Annotated in this window: 15 protein-coding genes and 1 pseudogene; 8 read left to right on the top strand and 8 right to left on the bottom strand. The window is 72.2% G+C overall.

The features are described from left to right. Window positions 1–54: 54 nt before the first annotated feature. A complete protein-coding gene (locus AC3IYJ_RS33695; RefSeq protein ID WP_489398284.1) occupies window positions 55–2,493 on the top strand; it encodes an ATP-binding cassette domain-containing protein in 2,439 nt (812 codons plus the stop codon). Between the two features lie 42 nt (window positions 2,494–2,535). After that, complete coding sequence (locus AC3IYJ_RS33690) at window positions 2,536–2,751, top strand: DUF6243 family protein (RefSeq protein WP_489398283.1); 216 nt, start codon at window positions 2,536–2,538, stop codon at window positions 2,749–2,751. Between the two features lie 148 nt (window positions 2,752–2,899). Here AC3IYJ_RS33690 and AC3IYJ_RS33685 read toward each other — a convergent pair whose 3' ends face one another. Further along, window positions 2,900–3,796: a LysR family transcriptional regulator ArgP gene (locus tag AC3IYJ_RS33685; protein WP_489398282.1), complete on the bottom strand. Its 897-nt coding sequence runs from the start codon at window positions 3,794–3,796 to the stop codon at window positions 2,900–2,902. Window positions 3,797–3,866: 70 nt separating this feature from the next. On the opposite strand from AC3IYJ_RS33685, the gene AC3IYJ_RS33680 reads away from it, so the two are divergent. Then, entirely contained in the window at window positions 3,867–4,532 is a 666-nt protein-coding gene (locus AC3IYJ_RS33680) for a LysE/ArgO family amino acid transporter (RefSeq protein ID WP_489398281.1), read from the top strand. Here AC3IYJ_RS33680 and AC3IYJ_RS33675 read toward each other — a convergent pair. Then, on the bottom strand, window positions 4,498–5,094 hold the full coding sequence (locus tag AC3IYJ_RS33675) for a universal stress protein (protein ID WP_489398280.1): 597 nt from the start codon (window positions 5,092–5,094) through the stop codon (window positions 4,498–4,500). The two genes, AC3IYJ_RS33680 and AC3IYJ_RS33675, sit on opposite strands and share 35 nt — an antisense overlap. Further along, window positions 5,091–5,243 (bottom strand): hypothetical protein, encoded by a 153-nt coding sequence (locus AC3IYJ_RS33670; RefSeq protein WP_489398279.1) that lies wholly within the window; start codon window positions 5,241–5,243, stop codon window positions 5,091–5,093. The genes AC3IYJ_RS33675 and AC3IYJ_RS33670 overlap by 4 nt, the downstream gene beginning before the upstream one ends. A gap of 242 nt (window positions 5,244–5,485) precedes the next feature. On the opposite strand from AC3IYJ_RS33670, the gene AC3IYJ_RS33665 reads away from it, so the two are divergent. Both AC3IYJ_RS33665 and AC3IYJ_RS33660 read left to right on the top strand, forming a co-directional pair. Next, on the top strand, window positions 5,486–6,541 hold the full coding sequence (locus AC3IYJ_RS33665) for an NUDIX domain-containing protein (protein WP_489398278.1): 1,056 nt from the start codon (window positions 5,486–5,488) through the stop codon (window positions 6,539–6,541). Window positions 6,542–6,568: 27 nt separating this feature from the next. Next, on the top strand, window positions 6,569–7,540 hold the full coding sequence (locus AC3IYJ_RS33660; protein WP_489398277.1) for an ADP-ribosylglycohydrolase family protein: 972 nt from the start codon (window positions 6,569–6,571) through the stop codon (window positions 7,538–7,540). A gap of 43 nt (window positions 7,541–7,583) precedes the next feature. On the opposite strand, the gene AC3IYJ_RS33655 is transcribed toward AC3IYJ_RS33660, so the two are convergent. Then, complete coding sequence (locus tag AC3IYJ_RS33655) at window positions 7,584–8,270, bottom strand: DUF8017 domain-containing protein (protein WP_489398276.1); 687 nt, start codon at window positions 8,268–8,270, stop codon at window positions 7,584–7,586. Window positions 8,271–8,370: 100 nt separating this feature from the next. Next, entirely contained in the window at window positions 8,371–9,963 is a 1,593-nt protein-coding gene (locus AC3IYJ_RS33650; RefSeq protein WP_489398275.1) for an outer membrane protein assembly factor BamB family protein, read from the bottom strand. 176 nt (window positions 9,964–10,139) lie between these two features. Here AC3IYJ_RS33650 and AC3IYJ_RS33645 point away from each other — a divergent pair, with 176 nt between their 5' ends. Continuing rightward, a complete protein-coding gene (locus tag AC3IYJ_RS33645; RefSeq protein ID WP_489398274.1) occupies window positions 10,140–10,700 on the top strand; it encodes a hypothetical protein in 561 nt (186 codons plus the stop codon). A gap of 216 nt (window positions 10,701–10,916) precedes the next feature. Further along, the gene (locus AC3IYJ_RS33640; protein WP_489398273.1) at window positions 10,917–11,303 is read left to right on the top strand and encodes an SAV_915 family protein; all 387 of its coding nucleotides are present in this window, start codon (window positions 10,917–10,919) and stop codon (window positions 11,301–11,303) included. A gap of 19 nt (window positions 11,304–11,322) precedes the next feature. Here the strand turns inward: AC3IYJ_RS33640 and AC3IYJ_RS33635 are convergent. From AC3IYJ_RS33635 to AC3IYJ_RS33625, 3 genes and pseudogenes are all read right to left on the bottom strand, one after another. Then, window positions 11,323–11,787, bottom strand: a pseudogene (locus AC3IYJ_RS33635) (winged helix-turn-helix domain-containing protein); the annotation flags it as partial. Between the two features lie 253 nt (window positions 11,788–12,040). After that, the gene (locus AC3IYJ_RS33630) at window positions 12,041–12,358 is read right to left on the bottom strand and encodes a hypothetical protein (RefSeq protein ID WP_489398272.1); all 318 of its coding nucleotides are present in this window, start codon (window positions 12,356–12,358) and stop codon (window positions 12,041–12,043) included. Between the two features lie 75 nt (window positions 12,359–12,433). Beyond that, window positions 12,434–14,344 carry an APC family permease gene (locus AC3IYJ_RS33625; protein WP_489398271.1) on the bottom strand — a complete coding sequence of 637 codons (1,911 nt, stop codon included), beginning with the start codon at window positions 14,342–14,344 and terminating at the stop codon, window positions 12,434–12,436. 232 nt (window positions 14,345–14,576) lie between these two features. Between AC3IYJ_RS33625 and AC3IYJ_RS33620 the strand changes: the two genes are divergently transcribed. Beyond that, window positions 14,577–15,335, top strand: a complete 759-nt coding sequence (locus AC3IYJ_RS33620) for a DUF4118 domain-containing protein (protein WP_489398270.1) — start codon at window positions 14,577–14,579, stop codon at window positions 15,333–15,335. Window positions 15,336–15,689: the final 354 nt, after the last annotated feature.

The following is a 15,689-nucleotide window of genomic DNA, read 5'->3' as shown; positions in this document are numbered from 1 at the left end:
GTAAACAGAGGAATGCCGCCGCGCACGCGGCCCCGTCGAGCTGATGGAGAGACGATGAGCAAGGCCAGGAAGACGGACAGCCGGTCGGACGTCCCGACGGGCGCCCCGTCTGCGGCGCCGCACGGCGCCGACGGCAGCCACGACCTGATCCGTGTGCACGGCGCGCGCGTGAACAACCTCAAGGACGTCAGCGTCGAGATCCCCAAGCGCAAGCTGACGGTGTTCACCGGGGTCTCCGGCTCGGGCAAGAGCTCCCTGGTCTTCGGCACGATCGCCGCGGAGTCGCAGCGGCTGATCAACGAGACCTACAGCGCCTTCGTGCAGGGGTTCATGCCCACGCTCGCGCGCCCCGAGGTCGACGTGCTGGAAGGGCTGACGACGGCCATCTCCGTCGACCAGCAGCGCCTCGGCGGCGACCCCCGCTCCACGGTCGGCACCGCCACCGACGCCAACGCGATGCTGCGCATCCTCTTCAGCCGGCTCGGGAAGCCGCACATCGGATCGCCTCAGGCCTTCTCCTTCAATGTCGCCTCGGTCCAGGCGAGCGGTGCGTTCAAGGTGGACCGCGGCGCCGACAGGACGAAGACCGTCACGCGGACCTTCAGCCGCACCGGCGGCATGTGCACGCGCTGCGAGGGCCGGGGCGCGGTCTCCGACATCGACCTCACACAGCTCTACGACGACTCCAAGTCGCTCGCCGAGGGTGCGTTCACCATCCCCGGCTGGAAGTCCGACAGCTTCTTCACCGTGCGGGTCTACGCCGAGTCGGGCCTCCTCGATCCGGACAAGCCGATCCGCAAGTACACCAAGAGGGAAATGCAGGACTTCCTCTACCGGGAGCCGACCAAGGTGAAGGTCGAGGGCGTGAACCTCACCTTCGAGGGGCTGATCCCGAAGATCCAGAAGTCCTTCCTGTCCAAGGACAAGGAGGCGATGCAGCCGCACATCCGGGCGTTCGTGGAGCGGGCGGTCACCTTCACCACCTGCCCCGACTGCGACGGCACCCGGCTCAGCGAGGTAGCCCGGTCCTCGAAGATCAAGAAGATCAGCATCGCCGACGCCTGCGCGATGCAGATCAACGACCTGGCCGCCTGGGTACGGGGCCTCGACGAGCCTTCGGTCGCACCGCTGCTCGACGCGCTGCGGCGGACCCTCGACTCGTTCGTGGAGATCGGCCTCGGCTACCTCTCGCTCGACCGGCCTTCGGGCACGCTGTCCGGCGGCGAGTCCCAGCGCGTCAAGATGATCCGCCACCTCGGCTCCTCGCTCACCGACGTGACCTACGTCTTCGACGAGCCCACCATCGGGCTGCACCCCCACGACATCCAGCGGATGAACGGCCTGCTGCTGCGGCTGCGGGACAAGGGCAACACGGTGCTCGTGGTGGAGCACAAGCCGGAGACGATCGTGATCGCCGACCACGTCGTCGACCTCGGCCCCGGCGCCGGATCGGCGGGCGGCACCGTCTGCTTCGAGGGCACCGTCGAGGGGCTGCGGACCGGCGGCACCATCACCGGCCGCCATTTCGACGACCGGGCCGCCGTCAAGGAGACGGTGCGCAAACCGACCGGCGCGCTCGAGATCCGGGGCGCCACGGCGCACAACCTCCGGAACATCGACGTGGACATCCCGCTCGGTGTGCTCGCCGTCGTCACGGGCGTGGCCGGCTCCGGCAAGAGCTCGCTGGTGCACGGCTCGCTGCCCGGCCTGTCGGGGCCGCTCGGCACGGAGGTGATCTCGGTGGACCAGGGCGCGATCCGCGGTTCGCGGCGGAGCAACCCGGCCACGTACACGGGACTGCTCGACCCGATCCGCAAGGCCTTCGCCAAGGCCAACGGGGTCAAGCCCGCCCTGTTCAGCGCCAACTCCGAGGGCGCCTGCCCCAACTGCAACGGCATCGGGGTCGTCTACACCGACCTGGCGATGATGGCGGGCGTGGCCACCCCCTGCGAGGAGTGCGAGGGCAGGCGCTTCGACGCCTCGGTCCTGGAGCACCACCTCGGCGGCCGCGACATCAGCGAGGTGCTGGCGATGTCGGTGGCCGAGGCCGAGGAGTTCTTCGGAGCGGGCGAGGCGGCCACCCCCGCCGCGCACCGCATCCTGGTCCGGCTCGCCGACGTGGGCCTCGGCTACCTCACCCTCGGCCAGCCGCTCACCACGCTGTCCGGCGGCGAGCGGCAGCGGCTCAAGCTGGCCACGCACATGTCCGAGAAGGGCGGGGTGTACGTCCTCGACGAGCCGACCGCCGGTCTCCACCTCGCCGATGTCGAGCAGCTGCTGGGCCTGCTCGACCGGCTCGTCGACTCCGGGAAGTCGGTCATCGTCGTCGAACACCACCAGGCGGTGATGGCGCACGCCGACTGGATCATCGACCTCGGCCCCGGCGCCGGTCACGACGGCGGCCGGATCGTCTTCGAGGGCACCCCCGCCGACCTGGTCGCCGCCCGCTCCACGCTGACCGGCGAGCACCTCGCGGCCTACGTCGGCGCCTGAGGTTGGTGTGCCGGGCCGACGGAACCGGGTACCGTCTTTGTCATGACCGTGAGCAAGAACATCAACAACCCCGTGGGCCAGGGCGGCGGCCAGCGCAAGAGGCAGTCCCGCGCCGAACGGCAGAACAACGGTCCGCACCGCAACCTCGACCGCCAGGGTGCGGCGGACCAGAAGGCGGAGCTGCTGCGCAAGATGCGCGAGAAGGCGGACGCGGCCGAGGGCGCCGGGCAGGCGGGCGGAGACACCGCACAGAGCTGACACACCGGCGCGCCGCAGGGCGGCACCGCAGGGGGCAGGGCCCGGATCGCGACACGCGGTCCGGGCCCTGCCGCCGTATCCGGGCGCCACCGCGTTCCCCGTGCCCGGCCCGGGGCTCCACGGGAACCCGCCCAGTGAAGTGCCTCCGCTAGTGGAGTGCCTCCGCCGCCGCCCGGGCGATCACCGACGCCACCGTCGACAGCGCGGGCGACTCGAGCTTCCACTGCTGCCAGTACAGCGGAACGTCGAGCTTGCGTCCCGGCGCGACGATCACGAGCCGCCCCTCCTTCAACAGCGGCCCCGCCTGCGCCTGTGGCACCATCGCCCAGCCCAGCCCGGCGACCGCGGCATCGCAGAACCCCTCCGACGTGGGCACGTAGTGCCGTACCTCCGAGGCCCCGGCCCCCTCGTCCCCCGTCAGCATCCGCACGAAGCGGTCCTGGATCAGGTCCAGCCGGTCGAAGACGACCACCGGGGCCACCCGCAGGTCCCGGTCCACCCTCCCCTTCAGGTGCCGGGCCGCGAACCCCGGGCTGGCCACCGGCAGGTACCGCGCGAGCCCCAGCTTGCGCACCGTGCACCCCGCCACCGCCTCCGCTTGCGAGGTCACGGCCGCCATCACGCGACCGTCCCGCAGCAGCGCGGTCGCGTGCCCCTCGTCCTCGCGGTGCAGTTCGAAGCAGACGGGCGGATCCTGCGGCACCCGGGTCAGCGCGGGCAGGAACCAGGTGGCCAGCGAGTCCGCGTTGACCGCGATCGGCAGCCGCACCGGCCCCAGGCCCCGCACCATCCCGAGCTCGGCCCGCGCGTCGCGCTCCAGCCTGACCAGCTGCCGGGCGAAGCGCACGACGACCTCACCCGACTCGGTCGCGCGCACCGGTTTGGTCCGCATCAGCAGCACCCGACCGGTGCGCTGCTCCAGCGCCTTGACCCGCTGGCTGACGGCCGAGGGGGTCACGTGCAGGGCGGCGGCCGCGGCGTCGAAAGTGCCCTCGTCGATCACCGCGAGCAGGGTCCGCACCTGGTCCACAGGCAGTTCATCCATCACAGCGGCTAATGCTACGTAAGAATCTTTAGCTGTACTACGCACGCCACGCACGCCTACGGTCGAAGACATGACACACGGCATCATCGCGGCGGGCCTCGCGGGCTTCGGAACCGGACTTTCCCTCATCGTGGCCATCGGCGCCCAGAACGCATTCGTCCTGCGCCAGGGCGTACGCCGCCACTCGGTCCTCGCCGTGGTCGCCATCTGCGCCCTCTCCGACGCCGCCCTCATCGCCCTCGGCGTGGCCGGCGTCGGCGCCTTCGTCACCGCCTGGCCGCCCGCGCTCACCCTGGTCGGACTCGTCGGCGGCGCCTTCCTGATCTGCTACGGGGTCCTCGCCGCCCGCCGGATGCTGCGCCCCGTGCCCGGCGCATCCCTCAAGGCCGAGGAGGCGGGCTCCGGTTCCGCCACCTCGGCGGTCCCCGCGGCCGGACCCGCTTCCGGCACCACCCGGGCCGCCGTGCTGACCTGCCTGGCCATGACCTGGCTCAACCCCCACGTGTACCTCGACACCGTGTTGCTGCTCGGCTCCCTCGCCGCCGACCGCGGCGACCTGCGCTGGGCGTTCGGCATCGGGGCGGGTCTGGCGAGCCTGATCTGGTTCGGCGCGCTGGGCTACGGCGCCCGGCTGCTCAGCGGCCTGTTCGCCCGGCCCTCGTCCTGGCGGGTCCTCGACGGGCTCGTGGCGGCGACCATGGTCACGATGGGCGGCCTGCTCCTCGCCCGCGCCTGAAACCCGCGCCGCCGGCTCCGCCAGCTCCGGCTCCACTGCTGCCACTGCTCCCGCCGCTGCTCCCGTCACCGCCGCGGCCGACCTCGAAGTCCGCCGCGGTGGCCCGCCGGAGCCGCCGCAGCCACGCCCCGGGCAGCACCGGCGCCGGCACCGTCAGCACCGGGCACACCGCGTTCCCGCGCAGTCGGCGGCCCACCCGCCCGCCATGGCGGCGCCCCGGGCGGCCGCCGATGACCAGCAGGTCGTCCGGCCTCCCGGCCACGGCGCACAGGGTCCGGCCCGGGTCACCCCGCAGCACGTGCCTGCGTACCGCCGGAACACCCGCCGGGTCCCCGCCGAACGCCTCCGCGAAGGCCCGGTCGAGGGTCTCGGCGGCCTCGGCCTCCCACATGGCGGCCCAGCCCCGGTCCGGGAACCGGGCGAAGAGACCTTCTCCCTCGGGCGGGGACCAGGCCATTACCGCCACCAGTTCCAGGCCGCGCAGCCGCGCCTCGCGGGCGCCCGCCCGCAGGGCGGCGAGGCTGCCGAGCGAACCGCTCACCCCGACCACCACCCGGCTCATCGCCCCGGCTCCCGTACGGCCCTGACCAGCCCATGGACCCACTCGCGGAGCACGGGAAGGGCCGGGATCGCGGCGGGGAGGCGCCGCTCGTGGCGCTGCTGGAGGGCGCGCTCGGCACGGTCGCTGAGGGTGGTGAACTCGTTGGACATGACGGTCTCCTTCCATCGGACACCAGACCAATCTCCGGCGCCGGCTCCAGCCTGGAGCAGAATTGGCCTGCCCAGCAGAGCCAATCCCGCACATCTGGCCTGCCGCCGCTCCCCCGGGTCCACACCATGGACACTCGCCGAGTGGGTACGGATCACCGTGCCCGCGCCCCGGCCGACCAGCCGGCCAGCCGGCCCCGACGCACCTCCCGCACCCCCGCACCCCCCGCACTCCAGGAGCCCCCGTGCCGGACGACCCCTCCTACCCCGACCCGGTCCGCGCCTACTACGCAGCCCGGTCCGCTCCCCTGATGGCCGCCACCGGGATCGTGCTGGACTCCCGCGGGCGGGTCCTCGTACTGACCACCTCGTACAAGACGGATCGGGAACTGCCCGGCGGGAGCGTCGAGGACACCGAGACCCCCGAGGAAGGGCTGGCCCGGGAGCTGAAGGAGGAACTGGACCTGAGCGTGCCGGTGGGCCGACTGCTGGCCGTGGACTCCCGCCCGCCGGGCCCCCTCGGGCGCTCCCTCGTCGTCCACGCCCACCTCGTCGGACCACTGACCCCGGAGGAGGCCTCCGCGATCTCCTTCCCGGACGGCGAGGTAACCGAGGCCCGCTGGCTCACCCCGGACGAGGCCTACGAGGCCCTGCCCGACCGGATCGCGCCCCGGCTCCGGGCCGGCCTGGCCGCCCTGCGCACGGGCTCGCTGGCGCACCTGATCGACGGCGTCCCCCAGCCCGGCTCCCCGGCCGGCCTGGATCCGCAGCGCCGGGCGGCCCTGGAACACGCGGGTGCCTTCGACACCGCCGGTCACCGGGCCGCCCGCCCCAAGGCCCTGACGGCGGCGAGCGTGCTGTTCACCGACTCCGCGGGCGCGGTGCTCCTGGTGCAGCCCGCGTACGGGAATCCGGACCGCTGGCACCTGCCGGGCGGCGGCATCGACAGCGACCTCGGCGAGATCCCGCGGGCCGCCGCGCACCGCGAGGTCCGCGAGGAACTCGGCCTCGACGTCCCGCCGGGACGGCTGCTGGCCGTCAACTGGTCCCATCGGCCCGGCTATCCGGCCCGCATCCGCTTCCTCTACGACGGCGGAACCCTGGACGCCCGCGCCCTGGCCCGGATCCGGCTGCCCGCTTCGGAGCTGCTCCAGTGGCGCACGGTCCTCCGGGCCGATCTGCGCTCCTTCGTGAAACCGGCCCTGCGCCGCCAGATCAAGGCCTGTCTCAAGGCCCGCACCACGGCCACCGGCCCCCTGGAACTCCACGCGGGCCGCCCGGTCAAGAATCCGGATGCATAGCCCGAACCCCCCTGCCACCATGCGCACATGCCCCTTTCCGACGACCCCCACGCACCCCAAGCAGCTCACACGGCTCATGCAGCCCATGGACCCGACGCGGCACGCGACTCCCTCGAAGGCCTGGCCCTCGGCGACGCCTTCGGCGAGCGCTGGTTCCCGCGCCTGCGCCACGGCCGGGCGGCCCTGAACCAGATCCGGGAGCGCACCACGCCCGAGGAGTCCCCGTGGAAGTGGACGGACGACACCGCGATGGCGCTGTCGGTCCACCGGGTCCTGACCATCCACGGGGCCGTGCACCGGGACCAGTTGGCGGAGGCCTTCGCGGCGGCGTACCTCGACGACGCCTACCGCGGCTACGGGTACGGCATGCACCAGCTGCTTCCTGAGCTCGCGCGGGACCCGTCGAGCTGGCGCACGCGGGCCCGGACCCTGTTCGGCGGCGAAGGCAGCCTCGGCAACGGTGCCGCGATGCGGGTGGCCCCCCTGGGCGCCTGGTTCCACGAGGACCTGGACGAGGTGGCTGAGCAGGCGGCCTTCTCCGCCGAGGTCACGCACGCCCACCCCGAGGGCGTCGCGGGAGCCGTGGCCGTGGCCCTGGCCGCCGCCCTGGCGGCCCGCAGCCGCGGCGGAACCGCGCCCCTGCCGTCGGCGCTGCTGCACGAGGTCGCCGACCGCACCCCGGCGGGCCCCGTGGCCGAGGGGCTCCGCAGGGCCGCGGCCCTCCCGGGCGACACGGCCCCGAGCGAGGCCGCCGGGATCCTGGGCAACGGAATGCGGATCCGCGCGAGCGACACGGTGCCCTTCGCCCTGTGGTCCGCCGCCCACCACATGGACAGCCTCACCGACGCCCTGTGGACCACCGCCGAGGGCCTCGGCGACGTGGACACCACCTGTGCCATCACCGGCGGCACGGTCGCCGCCCGCACCGGCACCGCCGCCGCCCCCGCCTCCTGGCACGCCCGCCGCGAACCGCTCCCGCCCTGGCTCGCGGCCGCGTAACCCGCCGCCGGCCGCCGTCGGCCGCCGGAGGAGACGATCCGGCTCACGGCAGGGGCGTGGGCTCCTTCGGGTCTCCCGACAGGCGGACCGTGCTCAGGATCCGCATGATCAGGTCGTCGCTGACGGCGCCGGGGACCCCCGTGCGGCCGTAGAAGTCCCAGGCGACGAAGCCGCCCTTGGAGTTCTGGAAGCCGAAGACGATCGCCTTGCCGTCGCCGGCGCAGCGGTGAGGCTGTTTGGCTCCCTCGGAGTGGGCCTTGACGTAGGTCCCCTTGACTCCGGACTTCGTGGTGTACTCCACCGGCTTGTCCCACTTCACGATGCTCTTGTCGGGCTGGGTGTAGGCGGCGTAGACCCAGGTCGGTGCGGTCTTCTCGGCCACCTCGGTGGTGTCCTTGGCACCGTCGGCGCCCTTGGTGCCGGTGGTGCCGAGGGCGGTGTCCGTGACCACGCCGTCGCCGTCGCCGTCGATGCTGCACCACTTCGACTTGTAGAACGCGGGCGCCGTGTGACCGATGAGGACCTTGTCAGGGTCCTTGTGGTCCGTATAGCCGCCGAAGACCTCGGGCTTGAGGACTTCCCAGTCCGGCGGGACGTCGAACGCGGTGCCGTGCTCGGGGTTGACCACGGTCTTCCAGCCCGCGGTCGAGGAGGCCTCGGCGCGGTCCTCGTTCTTGTGGACGACCACCAGGATGCCGGCGACGGCAGCCGTGACCGCGACCGCCGTCACAGCGTAGATCCCGAACGCTCTCCTCCGCCTGTCGGTGTCCTGCATGGTGCCCCTCACTGGTTTCGTACCTGTCGGACGTGTCGGACGTGTCGTACGCGGGTTACTTACCGAAGGAGAGGATCGCGCGGCTCGCCTTCCGGGGCTCCGGGCTCTCGACCCTGCCGTTGAGCAGGAACAGCCGTCCGCCCGTCCAGGCGATGCGGACGGCCGAGCCGTAGAAGACGTCCTCGGCGCCTGCGGCCGCGGCCGGGCTCTGCAGGAGCGGCTGCGAGGCGCCGTCGGCCGGCGCGAGGGACACGACCGAGCCCCCCTCGTCGATGCCGGGCGAGATGTACACGACGACCCTGCCGTTCTCGATCGCGAGCGGCCACATGGTGCGGCGCTTGGGCTGCTCGGCCGTGCGCCACTTCTCCTTGCCGGTGTTCAGGTCGACGGCCACCACCTGGTTGGTGTCGTCGATGCCGAGCTCCTTACCGGTCTTGCCCGCGCCGATGTAGAGCGTGTCCGCGTCGGCCACGGCGGCGTAGCACTCCTGGAGGCCGTTCGCGTTGCCCCAGCCGTTGCAGCGGCCGGTGACCCCGAACGCCGCGTCGCTCTGCGAACGGACCTTGCCGTCCGCGGTGAACGCAGTGATGTTCCAGGCCTTCCCGTCCTTGTGGTAGGCCGCGACCACCAGCGGGTCCACGGACAGGACCCGGCCGAGGTTCCAGCCCTTGTCGTACGTGTAGCTCCACTTGGGGACGCCCGTCGCCGGGTCCACTTCCTGGATCATCATCTGGTCGGAGCAGTTCCGTACGCCGATCAGGCGCGAGCCCCCGGCGAACTCGGTCGGGTAGCAGCCGTTCTCCTTCGACGTACCGAAGAGCTTCCTGCCGTCCGTGACCGAGAAGCCGCTCATGTTGGCCGTCCGGGCGACGGCGACGGTGTCACCGGTGATCGCCAACTGGAATTCCGTCGTGGTGTCAAAGCGGTTCTCCTGCGGGACGGTTGTCTTCCACCCCGCCTTGCCCGTGGTGAGGTCGACCTGCTGGAGATCCGTGCAATGGGAGGTCAGCGAGTCGCTCTCATGGACGCCGAGGACCAGCTTGCCGTTCGCGGACGGGGCCGGCGGAGCCCCGCACAGCGGTGTCTGCAGCGAGACCTTCCACTTCTCCTGGCCGTCGGCCACCGCATAGGCGGTGACCTCCTTGAACATCGCCTTGACCACTACGTCGCCCACCCGCCACGGGCCGAACTGCCGGGTGCCACCGCCCACTACCCGGGTCTGGTTGTCACGCAGCCACACCTGGGCCTGACCCGGCTGGATGTCGAAGTTGGGATCGTAGACGTCACGGCCGACACCAGGGCCTTTGCCGTCACCCTGATCGATCGAGGGCGAACCGGACGGTACGGCCTGCTCCTTGTCGCCTCGCGCGACGGGATCCGCGGGCTTGCCGAGGACGAGGTACGCGCCGCCGATGGCGAGCAGAAGGGCGACCAGCGCCGCGACGGCGACCACGGCCGGCCGGCCCTTGAACCGGTCGCCCGCACGGATGCCCGAAGGGGCGCCCGCATCCGGTGCGACCGTCCACGGCTGCGGCGGCGGCCCGAACGTGCCGTGGCCGCCGGGTTCGGGCGGTGGCCCGAACCCGCCGGGCACCGCTGGCCACTGCTCTTCGGGTTTCGGCTGTTCGCCGGGTGTACGACCGGTCATGCGGAGAGTCTGGCCGGTAAGGCAATTTTCCAGAATAGATTTTTGGACTACTTCCCTGCCAGGTGCGAGGAGGACCACGGCGTCACCCCGTCAACCCGTCAAGATGCTGTCTCCGCGGCGTCAGGAGTCCATCAGGGTTCGCGGCCCCGGACCCGACCGGTCATAGCGTCGCCGACATGGGACGACGTATCACTCGGTCCGCGCCCGGCCCGCGAGCCGGACACGCGGGGCCTCCCGGGCCGCTCGCACAGGACATCCGCTGGGCCTCCGACAGACGATCGGCGATCGGCATCGCTTCCCTGTTCTGCACCGCCCTGTTCGCGCTGGACGCGGGCGTCGGCCGGCTCGACGTGATCCGCGGCGCCCTCTGGACCGGCCTCGCCGTCCTGATCTTCGTGGTCATGCTGCCGCCCCGGATCTCCACCCGGCCCGGTCTGCTGACCGCCCGCGGACTTCTCGTCGAGCACCGTGTCCGTACCGACGCCCTCGTCTCGGTCCAGTGGTTCGACGGGGTTTCCCAGCGGATGGTCCTACGGGACGTGGAAGGAGCCCGGGTCGAGCTCGACCCGGCCGTCCTCGTCCGCAATCCCGCGATGTGGCGGCGTCTCGACGCGGACACCCGTACCTCCATCGAGCGCGGCACCCTGCTGCGCGGCGCGACCGCCCTGCGCGAACTGGCGGGGCGCATCGACCGCGAGACGGCTCACACGGTCTTCAAGGTCTCCGGGCTGGAGTGAACGGGCAAGGGCTGCGGCCCTGTCCGACCGGAGGCGGCGCGGGGCCCCCGGCGCCGCCTGTCAGTGATGCGTATGGACTCGGCCGATCGTCGTCAAGGTCCCGTCATGGGGCGATCACAGGGGTGGGGACGCGGGGATAGCTTCGATGTCGTGCCCCGGACCGCCTCCCCGCGCCCGGGCCTCCACTGCCACTCGTGGTTCCTCTGGGAGGGCCCCATGTGTTTGTTCCGGTACGAAGACGACCCCGAGCCCGAAGAACGGGTCCCGGCCGGGCCCCTGTACGTACCGGCCCGGCCGGGACCCGCACAGGTGGTGCTGCGCCTGTTCCGCACCCCGCTGGGTGCCCGTACCGCCGTCGGCTTCACCACCGCGGAGCGGCTGACCGCCACCCTCGGTGAGGGCCAGCCCTGGATCCGGCTCTCGGAGGCGGCCCTGCGCGCGCTGGCGGAACCGCTCGGAGCCTCGCTGCTGACCGTGGACCCGGCCCTCACCGCCCCCTCGGTCCCCGCGGCAGCGGCCACGGCCACTGCCGCTGCCGCCGACCCGGCCCCTGCCCCTGCCCCTGCCCCGCAGGCACCCCGGACCACTGCCCGGACAGTCTGAGGAAGAGCCCGCCGGGCCCTCACATCTCGAAGCGGTACCCCATGCCGGGGGCGGTGATCAGATGGCGCGGATGCGACGGGTCGGCTTCCAGCTTCCGCCGGAGGTGGGCCATGTAGACCCGGAGGTAGTTGGTCTGCGTGCCGTACGAGGAACCCCACACCTCCTGGAGCAGGCGCCGCTGGCTCACCAGTCGGCCCCGGTTGCGGATGAGGACCTCTAGGACGTGCCATTCCGTCGGCGTGAGCCTGATGTTCTTCCCTCCGCGCCTGGCCTTCTTGGCGAGCAGGTCGACGGTGAACTCCTCGGTCTCGACGACCGCTTCGGCCGCGGCGACCGGGTCCCGCCCCAGAACGCGCCGGGTGACGGCTCCCAGCCGGGCCAGCAGCTCGTCCATGCTGTAGGGCTTGGTGATGTAGTCGTCGGCGCCCGCGTCCAGGGCCCGGATCTTCTCCTCGGAGCCGTGGCGGGCGGAGACCACCAGCACCCGGGTCATCGGCGTGCCGCCTCCCTCTCGTACGTCATGCGGAGATCGGGACCGACCCCACGCTCGGCCGTCCCACCCCACCCACCAGCCCCGACTCGATCGCCACCGGACCGGGGGCATGAGGGCGGTGTCCGGATGGGACAGCCTCTCGATCAAACAGCTGGTTCCCGGCCGACCCGGCCTGCCTTGACTACGTCCATACGGCGACGGCCACAACCTTGACGACCCCCATACGGCCCGTGCGCGTACGGACTCACGTGGCGCAGAGGGCGGTGACGCAGGCGAGGGCGAGGCGCTGGCGGCGGTGGCCGGGGTCGGCCAGGGCCGCGACGTCCTCGTACTGGCTGCCAAGGAAGTAGGTGCGGGCCGGCGCGAGGGCGCGGCCCCGGTGGAAGGCGCCCCGGCACGGTCCGCAGGCGACGAGCTGCTCGGGGCCGCCCCAGGTCTGGTGGATCCAGGCCGCTCCGGGCCCGAGGGCGACGAGGGCCGGGGCGTCCTCGGGAGTCGGCCGGCTCGATGTAGCTGCCCGCGAACCGCGCGAGAGCATCCGGGGTGAGCGCGCCCGGGTCACCGCGCAACAGCACGTGGTCCCCGGGAGGAGCCGGAACGAGTGATGCACCGCCGGTCAGCGGCGGGAGCGAGGCCGTCAGGGCTTCGCGGAAGGGGCGTCAAGGGCCGTCGGCCCGGCCTCCGCGGTGAGCCGGAAGCGCAGGCGGCAGATGACGGCGTCGGTGTCGCGGCGCACGGCGTGGGCGACGACGGAGCCGCGCTGGTTCTGGAGGATCCGCTGCCACAGGTGGGCGGGTTCGGTCTCCGGGATGAGCACGGTGACCTGGGTGCCCGGACGGGCCTGCGCGAGCTTTCGTACGTACGCCGATACCGGTCGACCCAACGCACGCTTCTCTGAAGCGAGTTCGACGAGGTCGACGCCTGGGTTCCACAACTCCCAGTCCCGGCGCAGGGCTTCGGCGCCCAGCCGGTCCTCGGCCGTGGGGTGGGTGACGGTGACGGCGAGGACCTCGTCGCCGAGCGAGCGGGCAGCGGTGAGGGCTTGGCAGGTCAGGCGGGACAGCCCCGAGACGGGGACCACGACGAGCGACCGGGCGCGGTGCGGCGACTGCGGGACGCGGCCCAGTTCGAGGCGTTCGCCGATCTCGGCGTAGGCACGGTGGATCTTCTCGAAGCCGAGGACGATCAGCGGCAGGGCGAGGACGATCAACCAGGCGCCCTCGGTGAACTTGGTGGCGGTGACGACCACTGCCGAGACGCCGGTCAGGAGCGCGCCGAAGCCGTTGAGGGCGGCCTTGGCCCGCCAACCCTGGGGGCGTTCGCCGTTCCAGTGCCGGACCATGCCGACCTGGCAGATCGTGAAGCCGACGAAGACTCCGATGGCGAAGAGCGGGACGAGGGTGTTGGTGTCGCCGCCGGAGAACACGAGCAGCGCGGCGGATACGAGGGCCAGCGCGAGGACGCCGTGGCGGTGGACCTGGCGGTCGGCCTTGAGCGCGAAGAAGTGCGGCAGGTGGTTGTCGCGGGCCAGCAGGCTCATGAGCACCGGGAGTCCGCCGAAGGAGGTGTTCGCGGCGAGCGCGAGCAGCACCATGGTGGCGAACTGGACCACGTAGAAAGCCGCGTTGTGCCCGAAGGAGGCGTCCGCGAGCTGGGCGAGGACGGTCACGCCCTCGACCGGCTGGAGGTGGAAGCGGCCGATGAGGATCGACAGCCCGATCAGCATGACGCCGAGCAGGGCGCCGAGTGCCGCCTCCGTGCGCTGGGCCCGACGAGCGGCCGGGGCGCGGAAGGACGGTACGGCGTTGGCGACGGCCTCGACACCGGTCAGGGCCGAGCAGCCGGCCGCGAATGCCTTCAGTAGGAGCAGCGCGCCGACACTGGTGGCCCCCTCCCCCAGCGCGGAGGCGTGTCCTGCGGCGGAGGCGGTGCTGACCGGGCCGTCGCGGAAGAGGCCGACGGCGATCATCGCGAGGATGGACCCGACGAAGAGCGCGGTCGGTACGAGGAAGGCCTTGGCGGAGTCGACGACCCCGCGCAGGTTCACGGCGGTCACCAGGACCAGGACCGCGAGGCAGATCCAGACCCGCTCGCCGTGCAGACCGGGAAAGGCCGAGGTCAGGGCGGCGACGCCGGCGGTGACGGACACCGCGACGTTCAGCAAGTAGTCGAGGATCAGCGAGGCCGCGGCGATCAGGCTCGTACGCCGGCCCAGATGGCGCTTGGCGACCGCGTACGATCCGCCGCCGTCGGGGAACGCGGCGATGACCTGCCGGTACGAGGCCACCAGCACCGCCAGCAGCCCGGCGATGGCCAGGGTGACCGGGAGGGTGAAGCCCATCCCGTACGCACCGGCCGCCGCCAGGACGAGCACGATCGACTCGGGCCCGTACGCCACGGACGCCATGGCGTCGAGCGACAGTGCGGAGAGCCCCTGGAGGGCGGTCAGCCTGTGCCGGTCACCGGCCCGGGGCGCGCCGGTATCAGGGGGTTCCTCCTGCCCCGACCCCTGAGCGGCCGCGGTCGGATTTCCTGTCTGCATGGCCATGTGGCCGTTCCCTCCGGATGAACAAAGTGAGGACAGCGTCGAAGGCGCTCCGGGCGGCCGCCAGCACCCTTGGCGAATTCCTTACGCCGGTCCGAACACTCTTCACGTGATTCATACGCGCGACGGACGGCGACGTATGAGGTCCGTCAAGAGGCGCTGCCGCGCGTTGCCCCGGCCCCGCGGAGGGGCACGCTGGATGTGGGTGACATCTCGTCCGGACGGGAGGCATCACATGTCCGGTTACTGGTTCCGGTTCCGCGACCGCATCGCCCTGGCGGCGGGCCTCGTGGTCCCCTTCCTGGTCGCGCTCGCGCTCGTGCCCTTCCGTACGGATCTCTCGGCGACGAACGCGTCGCTGATCCTGGTCGTCGCCGTGGTCGCGGTCGCTTCCCTCGGCACGCGGGCGGCCGGGGCTCTGGCCGCCCTCTCGGCGGCCGGCTGGTTCGACTTCTTCCTGACCAGGCCCTACCAGCGGTTCGCCATCAATGACCGCGACGACATCGGGACGGCCTTCCTGCTGCTCGTCGTCGGCCTGATCGTCTCCCAGCTGGCGGTACGCGCCCGCCGCCTCCGGGCGGTCGTGGTCACCGACACCGCGCACCTGTCGAGTCTGCGGGGAACGGCCCGGCTGGCCGAGGACGGCGGCTCGCCCGACGCGGTGGTCGAGTACGTGCGCCGGGAGCTCGTGGGCCTGTTGGGACTGCGCGGCTGCCGATTCGAGTACGGGACCCTGATGGGACGCCTGCCGCGCCTGGAGCACGGCGGCGGGCTGTGGCTGCGCCACGGGACCCGGATCACGGAGTACGCGCGCTGGCCCGAAGGCGAGACCGAGCTCCGTGTCGTCGGCGGCGGCCACTACTACGGCCGCTTCCTCCTCGACCCACTCCCCGGCCGCCCCCTGCCCTCCGAGGAAGCCCGCCTCGTGGCCGTCGCGTTGGCGGCGCAGGCGGGTGCCGCGCTGGACACAGCGGGCCTGCCCCACTTGGGCTGACGGCCCGTTCGCCGCGCGAACACCGCACGCAGACCGCACGCACACCTCGCGCTGACCACCGGCCGGCCGCCCTCCGGCCGCCGCCGACTGCCCTCCGACTGCCTTCCCACCGCCCGCGGCCACCCGTGGGCGGCCAGCCGCGTAAGGGTGGCGTCAAGGGTTCCGGTCCCGCCGTATGGACCCCGTCAAGGCGTCTTAACACCCGGGTGAAGACACGGTTGTCTCGTCATCGGCCATCTGGCCGATTCAGTTCTTCCCTTCTTCACTCAGGAGCTCACGATGGCCGACCTGGCCTTCGTCGTCACCACGGTCGCGGTGTTCGCGCTGGTGGCTCTCATCGCCCGAGGGGTGGCC

Source organism: Streptomyces sp. GL_140 (genome assembly GCF_057834465.1).
Note: the sequence above shows the minus strand (reverse complement) of the source record. Positions and strands in the feature narration are given on the sequence as shown.